Source organism: Paraburkholderia panacisoli (assembly GCF_008369935.1).
Lineage (GTDB): Bacteria > Pseudomonadota > Gammaproteobacteria > Burkholderiales > Burkholderiaceae > Paraburkholderia > Paraburkholderia panacisoli.
Map to the genome: position 1 here is coordinate 239,322 of NZ_VTUZ01000002.1, position 23,467 is coordinate 262,788.

Annotated in this window: 22 protein-coding genes; 9 read left to right on the top strand and 13 right to left on the bottom strand. The window is 65.0% G+C overall.

Features of this window, described 5'->3' with window-relative positions:
• Positions 1-210 precede the first annotated feature (210 nt).
• The 7 genes from FVF58_RS03680 to FVF58_RS03710 form a co-directional block, all read right to left on the bottom strand.
• Positions 211-855, bottom strand: a complete 645-nt coding sequence (locus tag FVF58_RS03680; RefSeq protein ID WP_149668561.1) for an alpha/beta hydrolase — start codon at positions 853-855, stop codon at positions 211-213.
• 8 nt (positions 856-863) lie between these two features.
• Positions 864-1,187: a (2Fe-2S) ferredoxin domain-containing protein gene (locus tag FVF58_RS03685; RefSeq protein WP_149668562.1), complete on the bottom strand. Its 324-nt coding sequence runs from the start codon at positions 1,185-1,187 to the stop codon at positions 864-866.
• 173 nt (positions 1,188-1,360) lie between these two features.
• A complete protein-coding gene (locus tag FVF58_RS03690; RefSeq protein WP_149668563.1) occupies positions 1,361-2,518 on the bottom strand; it encodes a VanZ family protein in 1,158 nt (385 codons plus the stop codon).
• Between the two features lie 31 nt (positions 2,519-2,549).
• Complete coding sequence (locus FVF58_RS03695) at positions 2,550-3,176, bottom strand: ABC-type transport auxiliary lipoprotein family protein (protein WP_149668564.1); 627 nt, start codon at positions 3,174-3,176, stop codon at positions 2,550-2,552.
• Between the two features lie 30 nt (positions 3,177-3,206).
• Complete coding sequence (locus FVF58_RS03700; protein WP_149668565.1) at positions 3,207-4,169, bottom strand: MlaD family protein; 963 nt, start codon at positions 4,167-4,169, stop codon at positions 3,207-3,209.
• 16 nt (positions 4,170-4,185) lie between these two features.
• Positions 4,186-5,064 (bottom strand): ABC transporter ATP-binding protein, encoded by an 879-nt coding sequence (locus tag FVF58_RS03705; RefSeq protein WP_149668566.1) that lies wholly within the window; start codon positions 5,062-5,064, stop codon positions 4,186-4,188.
• Positions 5,061-6,194: an MlaE family ABC transporter permease gene (locus tag FVF58_RS03710; RefSeq protein WP_149668567.1), complete on the bottom strand. Its 1,134-nt coding sequence runs from the start codon at positions 6,192-6,194 to the stop codon at positions 5,061-5,063. Before FVF58_RS03710 ends, FVF58_RS03705 begins: the two co-directional genes overlap by 4 nt.
• A 106-nt stretch (positions 6,195-6,300) precedes the next feature.
• Here FVF58_RS03710 and FVF58_RS03715 point away from each other — a divergent pair, with 106 nt between their 5' ends.
• Genes FVF58_RS03715 through FVF58_RS03725 form a run of 3 tightly spaced genes read left to right on the top strand, consistent with a single transcriptional unit; the run spans position 6,301 to position 8,335 of the window.
• Entirely contained in the window at positions 6,301-7,218 is a 918-nt protein-coding gene (locus FVF58_RS03715; RefSeq protein ID WP_149668568.1) for a biotin--[acetyl-CoA-carboxylase] ligase, read from the top strand.
• Complete coding sequence (locus FVF58_RS03720; RefSeq protein WP_149668569.1) at positions 7,215-8,039, top strand: type III pantothenate kinase; 825 nt, start codon at positions 7,215-7,217, stop codon at positions 8,037-8,039. Before FVF58_RS03715 ends, FVF58_RS03720 begins: the two co-directional genes overlap by 4 nt.
• A gap of 56 nt (positions 8,040-8,095) precedes the next feature.
• A complete protein-coding gene (locus FVF58_RS03725) occupies positions 8,096-8,335 on the top strand; it encodes a hypothetical protein (RefSeq protein ID WP_149668570.1) in 240 nt (79 codons plus the stop codon).
• 111 nt (positions 8,336-8,446) lie between these two features.
• Here the strand turns inward: FVF58_RS03725 and rfaE2 are convergent, their stop codons facing one another.
• From rfaE2 to FVF58_RS03755, 6 genes are all read right to left on the bottom strand, one after another.
• Positions 8,447-8,929, bottom strand: a complete 483-nt coding sequence (gene rfaE2 / locus FVF58_RS03730; RefSeq protein ID WP_149668571.1) for a D-glycero-beta-D-manno-heptose 1-phosphate adenylyltransferase — start codon at positions 8,927-8,929, stop codon at positions 8,447-8,449.
• 183 nt (positions 8,930-9,112) lie between these two features.
• Entirely contained in the window at positions 9,113-9,985 is an 873-nt protein-coding gene (locus tag FVF58_RS03735; RefSeq protein WP_149668572.1) for a ferritin family protein, read from the bottom strand.
• A gap of 578 nt (positions 9,986-10,563) precedes the next feature.
• The gene (locus FVF58_RS03740) at positions 10,564-11,382 is read right to left on the bottom strand and encodes a PhaM family polyhydroxyalkanoate granule multifunctional regulatory protein (protein WP_149668573.1); all 819 of its coding nucleotides are present in this window, start codon (positions 11,380-11,382) and stop codon (positions 10,564-10,566) included.
• 82 nt (positions 11,383-11,464) lie between these two features.
• Positions 11,465-12,385 (bottom strand): enoyl-CoA hydratase/isomerase family protein, encoded by a 921-nt coding sequence (locus FVF58_RS03745; protein ID WP_246216919.1) that lies wholly within the window; start codon positions 12,383-12,385, stop codon positions 11,465-11,467.
• Positions 12,386-12,463: 78 nt separating this feature from the next.
• Positions 12,464-13,693, bottom strand: a complete 1,230-nt coding sequence (locus FVF58_RS03750) for an ABC transporter substrate-binding protein (protein WP_149668574.1) — start codon at positions 13,691-13,693, stop codon at positions 12,464-12,466.
• 291 nt (positions 13,694-13,984) lie between these two features.
• Entirely contained in the window at positions 13,985-14,968 is a 984-nt protein-coding gene (locus FVF58_RS03755; protein WP_149668575.1) for a fumarylacetoacetate hydrolase family protein, read from the bottom strand.
• Between the two features lie 292 nt (positions 14,969-15,260).
• Between FVF58_RS03755 and FVF58_RS03760 the strand changes: the two genes are divergently transcribed.
• The 6 genes from FVF58_RS03760 to metH all read left to right on the top strand — a co-directional run bounded on the left by FVF58_RS03760 (position 15,261) and on the right by metH (position 23,315).
• Complete coding sequence (locus FVF58_RS03760) at positions 15,261-16,163, top strand: IclR family transcriptional regulator (RefSeq protein ID WP_149668576.1); 903 nt, start codon at positions 15,261-15,263, stop codon at positions 16,161-16,163.
• 264 nt (positions 16,164-16,427) lie between these two features.
• Positions 16,428-17,708, top strand: a complete 1,281-nt coding sequence (locus FVF58_RS03765; protein ID WP_149668577.1) for a DUF3108 domain-containing protein — start codon at positions 16,428-16,430, stop codon at positions 17,706-17,708.
• 173 nt (positions 17,709-17,881) lie between these two features.
• Positions 17,882-18,670 carry an alpha/beta fold hydrolase gene (locus FVF58_RS03770; protein WP_149668578.1) on the top strand — a complete coding sequence of 263 codons (789 nt, stop codon included), beginning with the start codon at positions 17,882-17,884 and terminating at the stop codon, positions 18,668-18,670.
• Between the two features lie 118 nt (positions 18,671-18,788).
• On the top strand, positions 18,789-19,046 hold the full coding sequence (locus FVF58_RS03775) for a BTH_I0359 family protein (RefSeq protein ID WP_149668579.1): 258 nt from the start codon (positions 18,789-18,791) through the stop codon (positions 19,044-19,046).
• 341 nt (positions 19,047-19,387) lie between these two features.
• A complete protein-coding gene (locus FVF58_RS03780; protein ID WP_149668580.1) occupies positions 19,388-20,458 on the top strand; it encodes a homocysteine S-methyltransferase family protein in 1,071 nt (356 codons plus the stop codon).
• A gap of 46 nt (positions 20,459-20,504) precedes the next feature.
• Positions 20,505-23,315 carry a methionine synthase gene (metH, locus tag FVF58_RS03785; RefSeq protein ID WP_281291134.1) on the top strand — a complete coding sequence of 937 codons (2,811 nt, stop codon included), beginning with the start codon at positions 20,505-20,507 and terminating at the stop codon, positions 23,313-23,315.
• Positions 23,316-23,467 lie beyond the last annotated feature (152 nt).

Here is a 23,467-nt window from a genome sequence, read left to right on the forward strand (position 1 = left end):
GACGCGATCGGTTCACGCAGCACGCCCCGCACCGGCGCCGCTGCGCGCGAAAAGCACGCTACGCGTCGCGCGAACTGCCGGCTGGGCGGCGCTGCGCCCAAAAAAGAGCGCTCATTATACGCGCGCTATTCCGCCAATCTTGCGCAACGGACGGCGATTAATTTGAGATTTCGCGTACCTGTACCCCGGAAAACGCGCGCGGCACCCGGCTCATCGCCAAGCGTCGACGATGATCCGCTTCAGCACGTGCAGCTTGCGATGCAGAAAATGTTCCGCCCCCGGAATCACGACCACCGGCAATTCCTGCGGACGCGCCCAGTCGTAAACGGATTGAATGGGAACCGTCTCGTCGATTTCGCCGTGGATCACGAGCGTGTTTTCCGGCACGGGCGCGACGTCCCAACGACTCGCCGCGGTGCCGACCAGCACCATTCGCTCGATCTCCTGACCTTCCTCGCGCAGCTGCGCAGCCACATGCGACAGCACGAACGTGCCGAACGAAAAGCCCGCGAGCACGAGCGGCAGATCGCGCTGCCCGGCTTCGGCGCGCATGTGATCCAGCACCGCGCGCAGATCGTCGCGCTCGCCGATGCCCGCATCATGCTCGCCTTGCGTTTGCCCGACGCCGCGAAAATTCGAGCGATACGTGACGTAGTTCAACTGCACGAGCGTGCGCGCGAGCGTCTGCGCGACCTTGTTGTCCATCGTGCCGCCGAACAGCGGATGCGGATGCGCGACCAGCGCGATGCCGCGCGGCGCGGCGCCGTTCTCGCGCATCTCGTCGGGCAGATCCAGCGCGACCTCGATCTTGCCGACCGGGCCGTCGATCAGATATTTCTTCGTGTGTACGTTCATGGCAATGCTTATTGATCGATTTTCAGACGCTCGACTATCTTCCCGTTCGCGAGGTGCGAGTCGACGATCTCGTCGATGTCGCTCTCGTCGACATACGTGTACCAGACGCCTTCCGGATACACGACGACCGTCGGGCCAAGCTCGCAGCGATCGAGACAGCCTGCCTTGTTGATGCGCACCTGGCCGGGGCCGGCAAGGCCGAGTTTCTTCACGCGCTTTTTCGCGTACTCCTGCATCTCCTGCGCGTTGCAGTTCGCGCAGCTCGGGCGCTCGGCGCCGGGGTCGCGTTGATTCAGGCAGAAGAAGACGTGGTACTTGTAGAAGGAGTCCATGATGTCCGGGGGCGAGACTGTAAGGGAGGGCAATGGCGCTGTCAGCGCGCCTCTTGTGCGGACGATTATAGCGAGCGAGGCTGATGACCGCCGACGCGGGCCATGCGCGCGGCGGCGCACACGTAGGCTTCATGCGCGCTTCAAACGCGCGTCACACACGCCTCACGCACATCTCACACGCGCTTCGTGCGCCGCCCGAGCCACGCCTGTTCGACGACAAACGCCAGCCACACGAGCGCCGCGTACGGCCAGATCCACGCGAGCCAGCGCGCCAACCCGTTGAAGTGCAGATACCGCCCTTGCCGCCAGTCGGCCAGCACGACATCGAAATACGGATTCACCGGTAGCAGATTGACGAACACCAGCGCGACCACCAACGCCACGCCCGCCAGCGCCGCGCGCGTCCTGCGCGCCAAAGGCAGCGCGACGAGCGCGCAAGCCGTGCCGCACACGAGCCCCGCGAGCGCGCCAGGTGTCGCCCAGTCGAATGCAAGGCCTGACTGCGATTGCAGGAATGTGGCGCCCACCTTCACGCACAAGGTCATGACGATGAACAGCAGCAGCAGACGCACGCGCGGCGCATGGCGGCGCACCGGCAGCGACGCCAGCGCGAGCGCGGCGAACAGGTTGAGCGTGGTGATCACGGCTTCCCACGCGTCGTCGGGCAGCCACGCGGCAGCCAGCGCCGGCCATGCGCCGATGTGCCAGCCCGGCGGCGTCCACGCGAGCAGCGCGTCCTGGGTCGTCGAATCGAAACGCTGCCACAACGCGCGCGGCCAGTTGCCGAGACCGAACAGGAGCGGCGCCGGGTACATCGTCGCGAACGGCCATGCGGCGACGAGGCACGCGAGCGCCGCGCGGTCGCGTTCGAACCACAGCAGCCGCAAGCGCCTCAGCAAGCCGCGATCGAGCAGCGCACCGGTCGCCGGCGACATGATGGCCGCGCCGAGCAGCGCGCCGAGCGTGTTGGCGGCCAGATCGAGGTTGGAAGCGACCCGCGTCGGCAAATAGGTTTGCACCGCCTCCATCGTGCCGGACAGCAGCGCGCCGAGCACGAATGCCGCCGCGACCGCCAGCGGACCACGCCAGCGCGGATAGACCGCGAGCACCACCAGCGCGCCGAACGGCATATAGCCGACCACGTTGGTGACGACGTCGAACGCCGTCAGGTACTGCGGCATGGGATCGAACAGATAGGCGAACGGCGCGAGACCCAGCGAACGCCAGCCCGAAAACGGATACCACGACCCGTAGACGATCAGCGCCGCATACAGCAGCAACGCTTGCCGCGCCAGCACCGACGGACGGCGCAGCCAGGGTCTTTCGCTCATGCAGCGCTCCGTTGCGTGCGCTGCCGGCCGGTCATTGCGCGGCGACCGTCGCCTGCGCGCCAAGCCACACGACGATCTGCGCGACCAGATCGTCGCTGGCCGTGGCGAGCGCGCGCGCACCGCCGATCGCATCGGCCGAACCGGCGGGCGCGCGCGTGCTGAACGTGCGCTGGCCGATTACCTTGCCGCTACGCGTGAGGGTGGCGCGCGCGCTGATCGCCCCGTGGCTTTCCGTCTGGCTGTCGAAAACCTGCTCGAACTCCATCAGATCGACTTTCAGCACCGGCGCGGCCACGCCGTCGGCACCCGTCAGCACGGTGCCGTGCGAACTGAGCACGCCACGCAGACGCTGGGTCAGCAACTGCGACGGCATCATGGTCCAATGGCTGTTCGCATACGACGCCGTTTGCTGCGCGTCGACGTAGCTGAGCCGGTAGATCAGCCGGTCGGACTCGAGCACCGGGGGTGCGGTCACGTCGAGCACCTTCACGGCGGGCAGCGAGCCCGCCGACGCCACCTCGCTCGGCGGCCCGAAATCGTAGCGAATGTCCGAGACCACCGCGGACCTGCCCGCGCAACCCGCAACCAGCACGCCGAACGCGAGCAGCACCGCCGCGGCGGCGCCCGAGGACCACAACCGTTGAATCGAGCGTGACATGAGAACGTTCCTTTCTTCAAACCTTCGGATTCAGCGTGCGGCGCCGGCGGCGGGCCACGCGAAGCCGGCCTCGCCCGGACCGGGCGCCGCAGCCGGCGCGCCGAACAGCACGCTGCGCGGACTGGTGCTGAACGTGTCCGCCGCGCGATCCACCGAGCGGGCCGCCGAACGCACATCCTCCGCGAGCGAGTTGACGCGCGGCAAGGTGTCGTAACCGACCCGCGACGACAACTCCTGCAACGTGCCGTTCATAGCCGTGAGCGCGTCGCCGGCCTGCTGCGCCGCCGTGCCGACCTTGTTCAGGTTGGTCTCCAACGGGCCGTTCGGGCGGTTCAGGCCGGTGATCATCTGGTTGGTCGACGCCAGCGTGCGATTCAGTTGATCGATCGTCGCGGGCAGCTTGGCGGTGGCCGGCGCGATCTGCTGGGTCAGCGTGGCGACGCCGTCGGCGGCTTTCTGCAGGCTCGCCGCCGTGCCCTGCAACTGCGCGGCCATCTCCGGCGACAGCATATTGTTCACGTCGTCGGCGACCTTTTCGAGCTTGCGCAGCAATATGTCGCCGCGCTGCTGCAACTGGTCGAGCAGACCGGGGCGCATCGGCAGCTGCGCCACATTGTGAATCGACGACGGCAGCGGCCGCGGATCGCGCCCGTTGTCATCGAGCTGGATGAAGGCAATCCCCGTCACGCCCTGGAAGCCCAAGCTGCCGAACGTCGAATGGGTGATCGGCGCGCGCGTATCGACGAGGATCCGGACCAGAATCTGGCCCGGATGACTCGGATCAAATTTGATCGACTGCACCTTGCCGACGTCGAGCCCGCGATAGCGCACGGCGGCATCGGCAAAGAGCCCCGTCACGTTGGTGCGCGCGATCAGATCGTAGGGCACCCGCACGGAACGGTCGACGTTGAACAGGAAAGCCGCCGCCGCGATGGCCAGCAGCAGGACGATCGTGAACAGTCCGGCCCAGAAGGCGTGCGATTTGTTTTCCATTGTCAGTGTTCCTGGTTCACAGCGGCAATTCGGACGACGCCGGCACCAGCGCCGCGCGCGGCAGCTTCGCGCGGCGCTCCGGCGGCAGCGCCTGCAACGCGCGGCGCCCACGCAGGCCGAGGAAATATTCGCGGATAAACGGATGATCGACGCCCGCCGCCTCTTCGACCGGCGCGGCGACCAGCACCTTGCGATCGGCCAGCACGGCGACGCGGGTGGACAGCGCGACCATCGTGTCGAGGTCGTGCGTGACCATCACCACGGTCAAACCCAGCGCGCGATGCAACGCGGAGATCAGCTCGACGAATTCATCGGATGCCTCAGGGTCGAGCCCGGCGGTCGGTTCGTCGAGGAACAGCAGTTCGGGTTCGAGCGCAATCGCGCGGGCAATGCCGACGCGCTTGATCATTCCGCCCGACAGCGCCGACGGCATCTTCGACGCATGCTTGCACGGCAGGCCGACCATCTCGAGCTTGAGCATCACGATGTCGCGCATCAGGTCTTCGGGCACCGTGCCGAGTTCGCGCACCGGCTGCGCGATGTTGTCGAACACCGACAGCGACGAGAACAGCGCGCCGCGCTGAAACAGCATGCCGGAGCGGCTGCGCATCAAGAGCGCGGTTTCCGGTGAGATGGTCGCGAGGTCCTCGCCGAACAGCTTGATGGTGCCGGACGACGGCCGCTCCAGGCCGAGAATCTGCCGCACCAGCGTGGTCTTGCCGGAACCCGAGCCGCCGACGATCGACACGATCTCGCCGCGCCGCACGTCCAGGCTCAGATGCTGATGCACGATGTTGCGGCCGTAGCGCTTGGTGATGTCGATCACCTCGATCACCGGCTCGGCGATCGACGGTACGGGTTGGCCGCGCACGGCCTGGGTGAGTGGCGCGATCATCCGAGCCCCACGTTCTGGAAGAGAATCGCGAACACCGCGTCCGCGAGAATCACGATGGTGATCGAGGTCACCACCGAGGTCGTCGTGCCTTCGCCGAGACTCTGCGAGTTGGCCTTGATGCGGAAGCCGAAGTGACAGCCGGCGATCGCGATCAGCATGCCGAACGCGGCGCCCTTGCCGAGGCCGATCCACAGATTCGCGATCGGCACCACGCCCGGCAACGCGCGCGCGAAGTAGCTCATGTCGATGCCGAGCACGATCTTGGCGGCGAGCGCGCCGCCAGTCAGCGCGATGATGTTGGTCCACATCACGAGCAGCGGCATCGCCACGCCGAGCGCGACCACGCGCGGCAGGATCAGACGCAAGCCGTGCGGGATGCCCATCACGCGCATCGCGTCGAGTTCCTCGGTCACGCGCATCACGCCGATCTGCGCGGTGATCGCCGAGCCCGAACGGCCGGCCACCAGAATCGCCGAGAGCACCGGGCCCAGTTCGCGGATCACCGCCAGCCCGAGAATATTGACGATGAACTGGTTGGCGCCGAAGAGCCGCAACTGCTGCGCGGACAGGTAGCTGAGCACGATGCCGATCAGGAACGCGACGAGCGCGGTGATCGGCAGCGCGCGGGCGCCGGCGTTGTAGATGTTCGCCGAGATTTCGGTCCACGGCGTGATTTTCGGCTTGCGCAGGATCGCGAGCAGATCGAGCACGACGCGCCCAAGCATCGCGACGCCGCCGTACAGATGCTCGAAGAACGAGAAGATTGCAAGTCCGAGGCGCGTGAACGGGTCGAACTTGACCACCGGCTCAGCCTTCTCGCGCACCGTGTCGAGCAACGCGATGCGCTCGAAAATGTCGCGCTGCGTATCGTTGAGCGTGGTGTCGGGCGGCATCTTGTGGCCCCACACGCGCCACAGCGCCTGGCCGCCGACGTGATCCATCCTGTCGACCCGCGACAGGTCCCACTGGCCGATACCCTCGGCGCCGGTCAGCGAGCGCAGCAGAGGGATCACATGCCCAGTGTCGCGGTCGCGCGCAAGCGCGAGCGCCGTCCACTGGCCCGAAAGCCGGACGATCTTGCCTTGGCTGCCGGCCGCGACTTCAAGGCCGGGCGGAGTGTCGTAGTTCAAGGATCGCGAGAATCTGGTTATCGGTTTAGGGGCCATTGTAACGAACGCGCGGCGGATAGGCCGTGCTCGAATCCTCATGGAGTTCGCTGTCGCTACAATATGCGCTATGAACGCTTCCAAGACCCCACCCCAGGCCGCGCCCGCGGCTGCAACGGGCGCCGACTGGCGCATCGACCGCGAGCGCGCCGTCGCGCTGTTCGGCGCGCACGCGAATGACTGGCCGATCGAAATCGTCGAGGAAACCGGCTCGACCAACGCCGACCTGATGACGCGCGTGAAGGCGCTGCCCCGTCGAGCCGGCGCGCTGCCGCGGCCGATCGTGCGAGTCGCGTATCTGCAGACCGCCGGCCGGGGCCGCCGGGGCCGTCCGTGGTATGCGGAGCCGGGCAATGCGCTGCTGTTTTCGGTCGCGTGCGTGCTGCCGCGTCCGCTCGAAGGGCTCGCGGGCCTGAGCCTCGCCGTCGGCGTCGCGCTGGTCGACGGACTGCGCTCGCTGCCGGTCGCCGGCCCCGGCCAGATTGCGCTGAAGTGGCCGAACGACGTTCTGCTCGAAGGCGACAAGCTGGCCGGCATCCTGATCGAAACCGCGTGGAGCACCGACGACGCCAGCGGCGTGGTGATCGGCATCGGCACCAATGTGAAGGGCGCCGACGAGCTGGCGGCCAAGGTCGGCGCGCTGAACGCCGGCGTACCGCCGCAAGCGCGCGGCACCGTGCCGACCGCGCTGCAACGGGCGTTGCCCAACGCCAATCTGACCGACACCCTCGCCGCCGAATTGAACGCGCTCGAACCGGCACTGCAACGCTTCGGCGCGGAAGGCTTCGCGCCGTTCCAGGCGCGCTGGAACGCCGTGCATGCTTACGCGGGCCGCGAAGTGGTGCTGCTGGAACAAGGCGAGGAACTGGCGCGCGGCGTAGCGGCGGGCGTCGACGAGCGCGGCCAGCTGCTGCTCGATACCGCGAGCGGCCGCCAGACCGTTGCGAGCGGCGACGTCTCGCTGCGTCTGGCCGACGGTGCCGCATGACGAGCGGCGCGCCTCATCTGCTGATCGACGCGGGCAATAGCCGGATCAAGTGGGCGCTGGTGCGAGCGGACGGCACGCAGCTCGCGGCCGGCGCGCTGGCCCATGTCGCGCACGGCGGCGCCGATCAACCCGACTGGTCGAGCTTGCCGACGCCCGCCGGCGCCTGGTTGTCCAACGTAGCCGGCGAAAGCGTGGCCGCGCGGATTGCGGCGCTGCTCGACGCGCACTGGCCGCAACTGCCGCTCACGACGATCCGCGCCACCGCGCAGCAATGCGGCGTGACCAATCGCTACACCACCCCGCAGGCACTCGGCAGCGACCGCTGGGCCGGCATGATTGGCGCGCACGCGGCGTTTCCCGGCGAACATCTGCTGATCGCGACGTTCGGCACGGCGACCACGCTCGAGGCGTTGCGGGCGGACGGCTGCTTTGTCGGCGGTCTGATCGCGCCTGGCTGGACGCTGATGATGCGCTCGCTCGGCGAGCACACCGCGCAACTGCCGACGCTCGATGCCGCCGCGGCCCGCGGCCTGCTCGATGACGGCAGCGCGCCCGCCGCGTCGCGCCGCGGCCCCTTCTTCGCGACCGATACGCCGCGCTCGCTGTCCGGCGGTTGCACGCTGGCGCAAGCGGGTTTGATCGAGCGGAGCTGGCGCGACTTGCAGGATGAATGGCAGGTGCCGGTGCGGCTGGTGGTCGGCGGCGGCGCTGTGGACGAAGTGGCCAGCGCGCTCAAAGTACCGCATACTCGCCACGATTCGCTCGTGCTGTCCGGCCTGGCGCTGATCGCCGCCGAACACGTACCGCAACACGGCGTCTAAGTCGCGGCCCTGCAGACGACAGCGGCTCACTTTTTTCTCGACGGGGACAACCGACAATGCTTCGCTGGCCGATCGCCATTTTGTTACTCGCCAACATCTTGGCATTTGTCGCGGTGCGTGGCGTTTTCGGCCCACCGCCCACCGCCGGCGGACGCGAGCCCGTTCACCTGAATCGCGAAGTTCACCCGGACTGGTTGAAAGTGCAGGCGGTCACGACTGCGCAAGCGGCCGATCAGCCGGTGGTCGGCGGTCCGGCGCCGGCAGCGCCGATCTCGGCATCCGAATTGCCGCAGTAACGAGGCGGACGCGGACAGGTCCAAGCGGGCCGCGTGGCCCGCACGGCCCCAGGCTTCCCTCTATATGACGACGTGACGACATTACGACGCCACGTCCGCAGCGGCCGCTAATCAGCCTTGCGTGCGCACCTTCTTCAGCAGCGCGGTAGTCGAGCGATCATGCTCGAACGGAATGGCCAGCGCCTTGCCGCCCCAACCGCGCACGATGGCCGACTCGGGCAGCGCGTCCATATCGTAGTCGCCGCCCTTGACCAGCACGTCGGGCCGCAGCGCCGAAATCAACTCGACGGGCGTCTTCTCGCCGAAGCACACCACGTAATCGACACTCTCCAGCGCCGCCAGCAACGCCATCCGGTCGGCTTCGTTGTTGATCGGCCGGTCGTCGCCCTTGCCGAGCATGCGCACCGAAGCATCGCTGTTCACGCCGACGATCAAACAAGCGCCCAAGGCCTTGGCATCGGCGAGATACGTCACATGCCCGCGATGCAGGATATCGAACACGCCGTTGGTGAACACGACCGGCGCGCTCAATGAAGGGCGCAGCTTCGCCAGTGCATCGCGCGTAAGAATCTTGCGTTCGAAAGTAGCAGCCATCACAGAGCGGAGGAAAGAGAAAATGCCGTCACGATACACGGCGTACACTATCAAGCAAAACGGTCCGGCAAGCTCAAGCCTGCCGGACCGTTTTCTGAAACCATCAAAACTTTGCGCGGCGCGGTCGCCGAAGCGGGCCTGAGTTCGCGCACCCAACGCGCGAACTCACCCGCATCAATCGCATCAAGCCGGTTGCTCCGCCGACTTCTGATCCGCCTGCAAGCGCGCAACCACTTCCTTGCGATAACGGTTCAATTCCTGCGCCGTATTGAACGTGCGCTCGAACAGGATCGACAGATTGTGCAGAATGCGCTCGACCACCTTCTTTTCCCAACCGTCGTCGAAACGGATCTGCTCGTCGAGCCAGCGTTCGAGCCACTCCGGGTCCGGCAGGCGCGATTGAATCGTGTCGCGCGGGAACAGCGCCTGATTCACGTGCAGGTTGGTGGGATGCAGCGGCTTTTCCGTGCGGCGCGCCGATGCCATCAGCACACCGATCTTCGCAAACGCAGCACGCGCGATGTCGCCGGTTTGCGCCATCGCTTTCTTCATGTAGCGCAGATACGCGCCGCCATGACGCGCTTCGTCGCGCGAAATGGTTTCGTAGATCTGCTTGATGACCGGCTCCGTGTGCCATTCGGCCGCGCGGCGATACCAGTGATTCAGGCGGATTTCGCCGCAGAAGTGCAGCATCAGCGTTTCGAGCGGCGGTGCCGGATCGAATTCGAAGCGCACCGCGTGCAGTTCTTCTTCGGTCGGGCACAGTTCGGGCTTGAAGCGGCGCAGATATTCCATCAGCACCAGCGAATGCTTCTGTTCTTCGAAGAACCACACGCTCATGAACGCGGAGAAATCGCTGTCGTGATGGTTGTCACGAAGAAACATTTCCGTGGCGGGTAACGCCGACCATTCGGTGATCGCGTTCATCTTGATCGTCGCGGCCTGCTCGTCGGTCAATAGCGATGCATCGAACTTGTCCCAGGGAATGTCTTTCTCCATGTCCCATCGAACGGATTCGAGCGATTTATAAAGTTCCGGATAAAGCATGGTGTTCATAGTCCCACCCCTGTTCTGCGCATACTGTCTGTGTCTGTCACTACTACGTGTAGCAATTTTTGCTCACGACGAACGAAACGCGCCGTCTGTCGGCCAAGCATTCAATTTTACGCGGTAATCGGCTGCCCAGATGCACCGGGCAGCAAAGAAGTCCGGGCGCGTGCGCCAGCGCGGATAACTTTGGATACGTTATGCGCTGGGCGGCCAACCGTGGGTGAGGGATACCCTGTGCCTGAGGTCGAGCCAGTTTGCGATGAAAACCGCACCTTCCAGCCCTGCGCCGGTGATTCCCGGCGTCGAATTAAGCGAGGGCGGCTGGATTGGTTCTTTTCAGCGCACGCCCAAAAGCCAAATTAAGCTTACACAATGATAGCACGCTGACTTGTCCGAACTCGCGTGACGACAGCCGCAAATGCGCTAGTTGATTGACATTTTTCAACAAATTGCACGATTCGCGCAGTGTCGCGGATAAACGGGGGCAAAACCATGACACGCGGCGAATTTATCGTTTAGCGTCGTGCCGGCGCGTGGCTTGCTTCCCGCTGTTCCGCTTTTCGTTCTGTCTTTCGTTCGTGGCGTTAAGTAGACTTTTTCGCGCTTGAACCGCTCGCGCTCGTGCTACCCGCGCGCTTTGCGGCCGCCGGCGCCCGTTTCGCGGCCGGTCGTTTCGTGGCAGCCTTCGTGTCGTCGGTCGACGCAGGCGAGGCGCCAGCCGCTGGACTGCCCGCTGCCGGCGCGCTCTCCGCATCCTGCGCGGCGTCTGTTGCCGCCCTTCCACCCGCCGCGGCCACGGCCACTGCCGGTTGCGTCACAGCGAACTGGGCGATCTGGTTGAACTGGGATTGCAGCAGGTTCCACCATGCGGACGCGTCGAACGCGGGCGTGGCGGGCGTCTCTTCTTCGCCGTTTTCGGCTGAAGCCTCGTTGTCCGCTTGCGGCGCGGCACTTTGCGGCGACGCGGCACTTGGCGCGGCCGGAGCGGCCGGATGCGGCCAGCCGCGCGCCGGCGCGGGACTCGGCGCGGCGGACGCCGCAGCCGGCTGCGCCATCGACGACTGCGCGAACGCGCCGAACGCCCGCAGTGCCGAGAGCGTCGCGCGCTGCACTTCGAGCGCCTGAATCGCGGACTGCAGCATGCTCAGATTGAGCTTCAGCCATTGTTCGACCGCGCGCATGTCGGTGATGCGCTTGTCGAGTTCTTCGATGTTGGTGAGCGGCGCCATCATGTCGGACATCATCGACAGCGACGGCCCGAGGCCGCCGCCAGGTTGCGCACCGGTGAGCGCGGAGCCGAACGGCGAGAGCCGCATCATGCCCCACAGCTGATCGAGCATTTCAGCGGGCGGAAAACCCGGAAAGCCGGGAAAGGGCGGCGTGGAATCAGTCGTGTCGGTCATGCTTGTCGCCTCGCTGCATAGGGGGAAGGAGTGAGCGCGATGCGCGCGCGGGTGAGTCGATCATACCTTGCGGAACACGGCGTCAGGGTCGCTCATCGCCCGCTGCGCCGTTGTCGGCGCCGGTGTTTGCACCATTGCCCGACGCTTGCTGCGGCGGTTCGCGCCACGGGTCGGCCGCGCCGAAATCGGGTGCGCGGCGCTCGCGCAGTGAGTTCACGCCTTCACGCACGTCCGGTCCGGCAAAACCCATGAATTCCAGCGCGAGCGACGTATCGAATGCGGGCCCCGCCGAGCGCAGCCAGTTGTTCAATGCGTACTTGGTCCAGCGGATCGCCGTTTGTGAACCATTGGCGAGCTTGCGCGCGACTTCGAATGCCTTGGGCAGCAGATCGGTTTCATCGACGGCGAGCGACACGAGGCCGATGCGCTCCGCTTCTTCACCACTCACCGGCTCGCACAGCATCAGGTAGTACTTGGCCTTCGCCATCCCGCACAGGAGCGGCCAGACGATCGCCGCGTGATCGCCGGCGGCGACGCCTAGACGCGTATGCCCGTCGATGATCCGCGCACCCTTCGTCGCGATCGAGATATCGGCGAGCAGCCCCGCCACGAGTCCCGCGCCGACCGCCGGACCGTGCATCGCCGAAACGATCGGCTTGCTGCAGTTGATCACGTTGTAGACGAGATCGCGCGCCTCGCGCCACACGCGCGCGCGCACGTCGAAATCGGTCGCCATGTCCTCGACCAGTTGCAGATCGCCGCCCGCCGAAAAGCCCTTGCCCTCGCCGCGAATGATCGCGACCCGTGTGTCGGGATCGCGGTCGATGTCGCGCCAGATCTCGGCGAGTTCGAAGTGCATCCGCGCGTTGGCGGTAGCGAGTCCGCTTTTGTTCGCACCCTCGCCGCTCATCACGACTTCGAGCACGCCATGCGGATGACGATGCAACTGGAGCGACTGGTAGTGCGCGTAATACGCGTCGTTACTGTGTGGTGCGTGAGACATGGTAAGCAATCCGTATGTTGCTGCGGCGGTTGAGTCGGTTGAACCGTGGCCGCGCCGGCAAGCGCATGGGCTGCGAATTCAACGCGGCTGATAAACCCACTTCGCGTTCCTGATTTCGACCATCACGCGCGCCCGTTGATCGAGCCCGAGATGATCGGTGGCGCTCATGTTGACCACGCCGTTGGTGTCCGTGAGTCCATGCGTCGCTTCGAGCGCATCGCGCAGCGCGCGGCGAAATTCCGGCGTGCCCGGCGCGCCCGCCTTCAGCGCGATCGGCACGGCCTGGTTGAGCAGCGCGCCCGCGTCCGAGGTGTACGAGCCGAACGCCGACACGCTGCCCGCTCCGCGCAGCGCCTCGAAGCGCGCGATGTAGTCGAGCGCGAGGCGCTTGGCCGGATGGTCCGCCGGCAATTGCGCGGCGACCAGCACCGGGCTCGCAGGCAGGAAGGTGCCGTTGCAATCGGCGCCGCACACGCGCAGGAAATCGTTATTGCCGACCCCGTGATTGTGATAGATCAGCCCTTTGTAGCCGCGTTCGCGCAGCGTCTTCGGCGGCAGCGCGGCGGGTGTGCCCGCGGCGCCCACCACCACCGCATCGGGATGGGTCGCGAGAATTTTGAGGACCTGGCCGGTCACGCTCGGATCGGTGCGATTGAAGCGCTCGCTCGCCACCATGTCCATATGATGCAGTTGCGCGAACTTCGCGACTTCGGCGTAGAAGGTCTCGCCGAGCGCGTCGGCCTGGCCGATGAACGCGATGGTTTTGACGCCGTGTGTGCTCGCGTGTTCGGCGATCGCCGAGGCCATCATCGCATCGGTCTGCGGCGTCTTGAATACCCAGTGCCGTTTCGCATCGACAGGCTCGATGATCTTCGCCGACGACGCCAGCGAGATCATCGGCGTTTGACCGTCTGCGACCACGTTGATCATCGCCAGCGAATTCGGCGTGATCGACGAACCGATGATCGCATCGACGTGATTCTCGGAGATCAGCTTCTTGGTGTCCTGCACGGCCTGGGTGGTGTCGGAGGCGTCGTCGAGCACGATGTACTCGACTGTCTGGCCGCCGATCTGTTTGGGCAGCAACGCGACCGTGTCGCGTGCGGGAATGCCGAGTGACGCGGCCGGTCCGGTGAGCGACAGCACGAGGCCGATCTTGACCTGGGCGGACGCCATCACGGGCAATGCGCATGCAAGCGCTGCGCACAGCGAGGCGGCGCGACGCGCGAGCCGGCCGCGCGGCTGGCGCGCGCTCGCGTTCACACTCGCGCGCACGTTTCCAGATTCAAGGGATTCCAATCGCGGCATGCTGTCTCCTCACGTCGGTTTTTCGTTTTGATGGACTGCCGGTGCCCGCTCACGCGCTGCTGGGCGCGGATCTCGGGTCTTGCTTTTCAACGGGTCTGATGCGGGTTTTTCCAACACCCAGCGGCCAGCCACCCCGGCCCTGCCGCCGCGCCAGTCAGTGTAGCCGCGCGCCGGGGCGGCGGCATCGGGCGAAACCCTTTCGCCCGTATGAGGTTTGCGTCGAGGTTGGCGCGGATGCGCTCGCAGGTCGCATGCCGCTCTGCACGCGACAAGCCGCCCTCGAACCCAACTTCAATCCTGCGGCGCGATGCCCTGCTCGATCGAACCGAAAATCGACTTGCCCGCTTCATCGAGCATTTCGATCTTCACGACATCGCCATACTTCATGAACTCGGTTTGCGGCGCACCGTGCTCGATGGTTTCGAGGCAGCGCTTCTCGGCGATACAGCAGTAGCCACGCTTCGCGTCCTTGTTCGACACCGTGCCCGAGCCGACGATCGCCCCGGCGCGCAGATTGCGCGTTTTCGCCGCGTGCGCGATCAGTTGGCCGAAGTGAAACACCATGTCGGTGCCGGCATCCGGCTGGCCGACCTTTTTGCCGTTCCAGTGCACGATCATCGGCCGGTGGACGCGGCCTTCGCGCCAGTGCTCGCCCAGTTCGTCGGGCGTGATCGCAACCGGCGCGAACGACGTGGCCGGCTTGCTCTGGAAAAAACCGAAGCCCTTCGCGAGTTCGGCGGGAATCAGATTGCGCAGCGACACGTCGTTGACGAGTGTGATCAGCCGCACGCTTCTGAGCGCCTGGTCGGGCGTGACGCCCATTGCCACGTCGGCGGTAATCACGGCGACTTCCGCCTCGAAGTCGATGCCGAACGCTTCGGATGCGCACACTACATCGTCTTTCGGACCGATGAAGTCGTCGCTGCCGCCCTGGTACATCAGCGGGTCGGTCCAGAATTCCGGCGGCATTTCGGCGCCGCGCGCGCGCCGCACCAGTTCGACATGGTTCACGTACGACGAGCCGTCGGCCCATTGAAACGCGCGCGGCAGCGGCGCCATGCATTCCTTCGCGTCGAAAGAAAAGGTGTTGCGCGCACGGCCCTGATTGAGCGCGTCGTACAGGTCCTGCAGTTGCGGCGCGTAGAAGGCCCAGTCGTCGAGCACGCGCTGCATGGTGGGCGCGATCGCGTCGGCGATGGCCGCGGTGTGCAGGTCGCGGGACACGACGATCAGTTGGCCGTCGCGCGTGCCGTCCTTCAGCGTGGCAAGTTTCATAGAGGAGTGAACACCGTGTTAGTGACGATAGAGGGAATCTATTCTACGATGGTGAATCGGCGTGACCCAAGTGGACGGCGGCGTGTGCGGGTAGAGGCGGGTTGCGCGCGCGGGCTATCAGCCGCGCATTGCCAGACATGATGGCAGGCGCGGGCGCGAGTGTCGCTGCGCGGCTACCCTTGCCAGCCCTGCTTGTTGACCACGCTTGTAAGCCCGCTTGTAAGCCCTACTGTCACGCGCAGCCACTCATTTCTTTCCGTCATTTTTTAAACGCGCTCGATGCGCCCTGCTCATGCCCTCAACTGCCCGCTCCGGCGCGATCCGCCCCCCCGCCGACAACGCCACCGCTGAACCGTTCGACGCCCCCGAAGCCGACGACGAAAGCATCGAGGCTGGCGAAGAGAAACTGCGCTCGGGCATCCAGTCGATCGAAGTCGGTTTCAAACTGCTCGACGTGCTGACCCGCGAACCGCGCGCCATGATGCTGCGCGATCTTGCGCAACGCGCCGGCATGAGTCCGGCGAAAGCGCATCGCTATCTGGTGAGTTTCCTGCGCCTAGGCGTCGTCGCGCAGGACCCGCTGTCGGGCCGCTACGAGCTGGGCGGCTTCGCGTTGCAACTGGGGCTCGCGCGGCTTGCGCGCGTCGATGGCGTGAAGCTCGCGCGTATCGCGCTCGCCGAACTGCGCGACCGGCTCGATCTGACGGTGGGCATTGCGGTGTGGGGCAATCAGGGGCCAACCATGGTTCACTGGATGGAATCGAGCCATCCGGAGAAGGCATCGTTGAAACTGGGCGACGTGATGCCGCTGCTCAGTTCCGCGACCGGTCTGCTGTTCGCCGCGTATCTGCCAGCCAGCAAGACCGCCGCGATGCTTGAGCGCGAACTGGCCGACTCACGCCGCTCGTCACATATGAGCGGCCCGCGCACGCGCGAAGAGGTGGACAAGGTTCTGGCCGAGGTGCGCGAGCACCAGGCGGCGCGCGTCGAAGGGATGTTGCTGCCGACCATCCACGCGTTCTGCATGCCTGTGTTCGACTCGACCGGCGAACTTGCGCTCGGCCTCGTCACGCTTGGCCAGGAAGGCGCGTTCGATATCAGTTGGGGCGGCGAGATCGACAGGGCGCTGCGTGAATGCGCGGAAAAGCTTTCGTACGAGCTGGGGTATAGTGCCGCGCCGCGTCACGCGGATTGATGTCGCGGTCGCGACTCGGTCAAAGGCGCTGAAACTTGAAGCTGGTGGCACTGCGCAGCACGTGCTGTGCAAAACGTTTGGCTTGCGCGCGTTTTCGCCGGCGCGGAACATCGTGCGTGGTCAGGTGGTCGAAATCGTTCGCGGCACGATCTCGCGACTGATCACGCGTTAGCGCATCAGATCGGGCGCCTTTTGCGGGCAACCGCCGCAAGCGCGCCACACTCAGCAATCTCAACTCTTTCGGTCCCACACATTCATTTGCCGATGGCCACCGCTTCCGCCACACGCCGTTCCAATCGACCGCCGCCCAACGGGCCGCGCGACGGCTCGCACGCATGGCGGTGGCTTGCGGTACTCGCGGCGGTGGCCGTTGTGCACTGGATCGCCGCCCAGTGGTTCGAGCGCAACCGCGCGACGCTGAATCCGGCAGACCACGAGCGCGTGCCGGTGCAAGTCGCGCTGCTGACGCCTGAGCGGATCGAAACCAAACCCGCCGACGCCGCGCCGCCCAAGCCTGCCCCGACGCCGGCGCGCAAGGCCGTGGCGCGTCCGCCGCGCGAGCATGTGCTGACCGCGCTACAGCCGGCAACGCAAGCCGCGCCGCCGGCTGTAGCGGCATCGGACGCGGCGGCCAGTGCGCCGGCCGCGACGCCCGGCCCGGGCGCGAACGCCGGGGCCGGCGCGACCACCGCCGCAGCCAGCGCACCCGCTGCCGCCAGCGCGCCGCAAGCGTCGACGGGCGTGAAGTTTTCGGTCCCGCCATCCGGCGAATTGCAGTACGACACGTTCTACAACGGCGTGCGCAACCCGCTCGGCACGATCCACTGGACCAGCAACGGCCAAAGCTACGAAATGATTGTCTCGGTGCCGGTGCCTTTTGTCGGCCCCTTCGTCTATTCAAGCCATGGCCGCATCGACGCGTTCGGCCTCGCGCCGAACCAGTATGTCGAAAAACGCGGCCGTCGCGCGGAAGACATCGCGATCTTCAATCGCAACGAAAAAAAGATCGCGTTCACACGCACGCCGGCCACGCTGCCGTTGCCTGACGGCGCCCAGGACCGCTTCAGCATGGTGATGCAACTCGCCAGTCTCGTGCGCGGCGACCCGGCTGCCTACAAGCCCGGTGTGACGCGGCAGTTCTTCGTGGTCGATAACGACAGCGGCGAAAATTGGCCGGTCGAGACGATCGGCGACGAAACGATCCGCACGACCGAAGGCTTTCTCGATGCGCGTCATTTCAAACGCCTGCCTCGCCATGATGGCGATATGCGCCGCATCGACGTGTGGCTCGCACCGTCGCTCGGCTGGCTGCCGGCGCGCATCGTGCAAACGGAGCCGAACGGCACGCAATTCGAGCTGTTGTGGCACGGCAAGCTCGATCTCGACAACGCGGCCTCGGTCGATGGCAATGGCGCAGCCGCGGCCGCCCCTTCCCCGTCCGACAATTCGGCAAACCCTCAGCCCGCCGACACACCGGCAACTACGCCCGGCGCCACGCCCGCTTCGCCGCTCGATTCGACCGGGCCAGGCATCATCAAGCCCTGACATCCCCTTCGAGAACAGGGTCTTCCAAAGATCGTCGAAACTTCAGCGACGACGCTGACTCGCACGACTTGCTGCAACCGTTCACGTGGCCGCTGCGTATACAAAGCAGAGCAGAGGCACCACCCCGCGCGCGCGAACGAACCTTTCCACTGCGTCCCCTTCAAGGAGCCCGCATGCAAGTGAACATCAACGGAATCGAAACGCGCTACGTGTTGAGCAACGAGGGCGGCGGCCCGTGGCTGACGTTCATTCATCAACTCGGCGGCGACCTGTCCGTCTGGGACCAGCTTGCCGGCTATTTCCGCGCCGACTACACCGTGCTGCGCTACGACGTGCGCGGCCACGGCGACACCGCGCTATCGGATAAGCCGTTCGGCGTGAGCGATCTGTCAGACGATCTCGCCGCGCTGCTCGATGCGCTCGGCGCCCCGACGACGCATCTGGTCGGCATGTCGATGGGCGGCATGATCGCGCAGCAGTTCGCGCTAAACCACCCTTCGCGCGTCGACAGTTTGACAATTGCCGACAGCACGAGCGGCACGTTGCCGGAAAACCGCGCGGTATGGGACCAGCGCGCCCATGCGGCGCGCAGCGATGGCATGGCAGCGCTGCTGTCCTCTACGTTGAACCGTTGGCTCACGCCCGACTTTCAGGCCGCGCATCCCGAAGCAGTCGAACAGATTCGCGACGTGCTCGCGCATACGTTGCCAGAAGGCTACGCAATGGCGTGCGAAGCGCTGCGCGATTTCGACATAGGCAGTAAGCTGGGAACTATCCGTTGCCCGACTTTGACTGTGGCGGGCCGCCACGACTCGGGCACGTTACCTGCTGCTACGCGGGCAATAGCAGACGCCATCGAAGGCGCACAGTTCGAACTCCTCGACGCCGCACACCTCGCGCCCATCGAGCAATCTCACCGTTTTGCTGCACTGCTTGAAACGTTTCTTGCAAGGCCGGTCTAACCGGTAGGTTCGGAACTTTTACAAGCGTCAATCCGGACCCACCCCTTGAATTCCACAATGTACGCTCCACGTATGGTGCAGAAACGGCCAGGAGCCAACGGAAATAAGGAGTGTCGCCATGCAAATGATCTACAACAGCCCCAACTATTGTGTCGTCGAGTTTCCGCCGCAGGAAGGTCTGCTGGCCATGAAGTCGGGTGGCTACGAGATCGTCGACAAAAACTTGCAGCGTGAGATCTACATTGACGGTGCTATGGCGGCGCGTTTTCGCGAGCACGTGCAGAAGCTGATCGAAGAGGAACCGTCGCTGGACGAAGTCGACGAATTTCTCGGCCAGTTCGACAGCCTGATGCATCAGCCGGTGATCCTTCACTAACCACGGGACAGAAGATTCAACTCGACGTTCTTGGCGACCAACATTGATTGACCGCGCCGCCGCTCCAGCCGGCGGCCCTTTTGTAAGACGGTCAGCAATCATGAAGCGGCCCAGCAGGCTTTCGCCTCGCTGGGCCGTTTTCTATGCAGGCGTTCGGGCGTTTCAAAGCGGTCGCCCGCGATGGTGACCCACGCGCTTCTGATTTCGCGTTATCTTTCCCGCACCACCCCTCCGTCACGACGGCCGAGGCGGCCGCTTCGCCCGCGCCGGGCGCATCCGGCCGGCAGCGGCTACAATGACAGGTTTTCCGAAAAAGCCGGCGCAAGCCCTCCTCGTCCGCCATGAACCAGCCTGCTCAAACCGCCACGCCAGTCCGTCCCGAGCCCGCCTACACGCGCGGCACGGCGCTGCCCGCGCTGCTCAAGTCGCGCATCCTGATTCTGGACGGCGCAATGGGCACGATGATCCAGTGCTACAAGCTCGACGAAGCCCGCTATCGCGGCGAGCGCTTCAAGGACTACGGGCGCGACATCAAGGGCAACAACGAGTTGCTGTCGATCACGCAGCCGCAGATCATCGCCGAGATTCACGAGCAATATCTGGCCGCGGGCGCCGACATCATCGAAACCAACACGTTCGGCGCGACCACGGTGGCGCAAGCGGACTACGGCATGGAAGCGCTGGCCGTCGAAATGAACCTGGAGTCGGCGAAACTGGCGCGCGCCGCGTGCGACAAATATTCGACGCCCGATAAGCCGCGCTTCGTCGCCGGCGCGATCGGACCGACGCCGAAGACCGCGAGCATTTCCCCCGACGTGAACGATCCGGGCGCGCGCAACGTGACCTTCGACGAACTGCGCACGGCCTACTACGAGCAGGCCAAGGCGCTGCTCGACGGCGGCGTGGACCTGTTCCTCGTCGAAACCATCTTCGACACGCTCAACGCGAAGGCCGCGCTGTTCGCGCTCGACGAGCTGTTCGAGGACACCGGCGAGCGTCTGCCGATCATGATCTCCGGCACCGTCACGGACGCATCCGGGCGGATTCTGTCGGGGCAAACCGTCGAGGCGTTCTGGAACTCGCTGCGTCACGCGAAGCCGCTCACGTTCGGGTTGAACTGCGCGTTGGGCGCGGCGCTGATGCGGCCGTATATCGCCGAGTTGGCAAAGCTGTGCGACACCTACGTGTCGTGCTATCCGAACGCAGGTTTGCCGAATCCGATGAGCGATACGGGTTTCGACGAATTGCCCGCGGATACCTCCGGCCTGCTCAAGGAATTCGCACAGGCCGGTCTCGTGAATATCGCCGGCGGCTGCTGCGGCACGACGCCGGAGCACATTGCGGCGATCGCGCAGGCGCTCGCCGAAGTGAAGCCGCGCCAGTGGCCGACCCAGTATCGCGACGCCGCTTGAGTCTCATGAGTCAGGCGGCCAGAACACCGACCGCCGCTCCCGCGTCATCGAAGCAGACGCACCCAAAGACGTACCTCAGCCGCATTTAAGTCGCACCCAAGCCGCACCTCAACGCAAGCAATCGACTCGCACATACGCCATGACCGATCACACCATGCGCCTTGCCGGCCTCGAGCCGTTCAACGTCACGTCCGGGACGCTCTTCATCAACGTCGGTGAACGCACCAACGTGACGGGCTCGAAAGCGTTCGCGCGAATGATCCTGAACGACCAGTTCGACGAGGCAGTCGCCGTCGCGCGCCAGCAGGTCGAAAACGGCGCTCAGGTCATCGACGTCAACATGGACGAGGCGATGCTCGATTCGAAGGCGGCGATGGTTCGCTTCATGAATCTGATCGCGTCGGAACCGGACATCGCGCGCGTGCCGATCATGATCGACTCGTCGAAGTGGGAAGTGATCGAAGCGGGTCTGAAGTGCGTGCAGGGCAAGGCGATCGTCAACTCGATCTCGCTGAAGGAAGGCGAAGAGGCGTTCCGTCATCACGCGAACCTGATTCGCCGCTACGGCGCGGCCGCCGTGGTGATGGCGTTCGACGAGCAAGGCCAGGCCGACACCTTCGAGCGCAAGACGCAAATCTGCAAGCGCTCGTATGACTTCCTCGTGAACGAAGTGGGCTTTCCGCCGGAAGACATCATCTTCGATCCGAACATCTTCGCGATCGCCACCGGCATCGAGGAACACAACAACTACGCGGTCGACTTCATCAACGCGACGCGCTGGATCAAGCAGAACCTGCCGTATGCGAAGGTGAGCGGCGGCGTGTCGAACGTGTCGTTCTCGTTCCGCGGCAACGACCCGGTGCGCGAGGCGATCCACACCGTGTTCCTCTATCACGCGATCCAGGCGGGGATGGACATGGGCATCGTGAACGCGGGGCAGCTCGGCGTGTATGCCGACCTCGATCCGGAGTTGCGCGAGCGCGTGGAAGACGTCGTGCTGAACCGTCGCGAAGACGGCACCGACCGGCTGCTCGAAATCGCCGACAAGTTCAAGACCGGCGCCGCGAAGAAGGAAGAGAACCTCGAGTGGCGCAACCAGCCGGTCGAGAAGCGTCTGTCGCACGCGCTCGTGCACGGCATTACCAACTTCATCGTCGAAGACACCGAGGAAGTGCGCGCGAAGATCGCTGCCGACGGCGGCCGGCCGATCAACGTGATCGAAGGCCCGTTGATGGACGGCATGAACATCGTCGGCGACCTGTTCGGCCAGGGCAAGATGTTCCTGCCGCAAGTCGTGAAGTCGGCGCGCGTGATGAAGCAGGCGGTCGCGCATCTGATCCCGTTCATCGAAGAAGAAAAGAAGCAGCTCGCCGCGGCCGGCGGCGACGTGCGCGCGAAGGGCAAAATCGTCATCGCCACCGTGAAGGGCGACGTGCACGACATCGGCAAGAACATCGTTTCGGTGGTGCTTCAGTGCAATAACTTCGAAGTGGTCAACATGGGCGTGATGGTCCCGTGCAACGACATTCTCGCGAAGGCGAAGGTCGAAGGCGCGGACATCATAGGGCTGTCGGGCCTGATCACGCCGAGCCTCGAAGAGATGGCCTACGTCGCATCGGAAATGCAGCGCGACGACTACTTCCGCGTGAAGAAGATTCCGCTGCTGATCGGCGGCGCGACCACCTCGCGCGTGCATACGGCGGTGAAGATCGCGCCGCATTACGAAGGCCCGGTGGTGTACGTACCGGACGCGTCGCGCTCGGTGTCGGTGGCGTCGAGCCTGCTGTCCGACGAAGGTGCGGCGAAGTACGTCGACGAACTCAAGGCCGACTACGACCGCATCCGCGAGCAGCACGCCAACAAGAAAGCGCAGCCGATGGTCACGCTCGCCGAAGCCCGCGCGAACAAGACCAAGGTCGACTGGGCGAGCTACCAGCCGGTCAAGCCGAAGTTCATCGGCCGCCGCGTGTTCAAGAACTATGATCTGAGCGACCTCGCGAACTATATCGACTGGGGTCCGTTCTTCCAGACGTGGGACCTGGCCGGCCCGTATCCGGCGATCCTGAACGACGAGATCGTCGGCGAATCGGCGCGGCGCGTGTTCTCCGACGGCAAGTCGATGCTCGCGCGTCTGATCCAGGGCCGCTGGCTGCAGGCGAACGGCGTGATCGCGCTGTTGCCGGCCAACACCGTGAACGACGACGACATCGAAATCTACACGGACGAATCACGCTCGGAAGTCGCGCTCACGTGGCGCAATCTGCGCCAGCAAAGCGTGCGCCCGGTGGTGAACGGCGTGATGCGGCCGAACCGGTCGCTCGCCGACTTCATCGCGCCGAAGGACTCGGGCGTGGCCGACTACATCGGCATGTTCGCGGTGACCGCGGGTCTGGGCGTCGATGTGAAGGAAAAGCAGTTCGAAAAGGATCACGACGACTACAGCGCGATCATGCTGAAGGCACTCGCGGACCGCTTTGCGGAAGCGTTCGCCGAAGCGATGCACGCGCGCGTGCGGCGCGACCTGTGGGGCTACGCGAACGCCGAAACCCTCTCGAACGACGACCTGATCGCCGAAAAGTATCGCGGCATCCGCCCGGCACCCGGCTATCCGGCCTGCCCGGATCACCTGGTGAAGGGCGACATGTTCGACGTGCTGCAAGCGAACGAAATCGGCATGAGCGTGACCGAATCGCTGGCGATGCTGCCGGCGGCGAGCGTGTCGGGCTTCTACCTGGCGCACCCGGACAGCACGTATTTCTCGGTCGGCAAGATCGGCCGGGATCAGCTCGAAGACTACGCGCAGCGCATGTCGCTGTCGAAACAGGATGCCGAGCGGGCGTTGGCGCCGTTGCTGTGAGCCATGTGGCGGGAAACCCACTATATCGGGTCTGAAAGACTGAATATTTGCGGCATCGTAATTTTCGGCTTTGTAGACTGAAGCGGTTTTATCTCGCCAGACGCGGCCAAAACGCGTCGGCTCATCCAATTGCAATCGCCAACGGAGAAAAT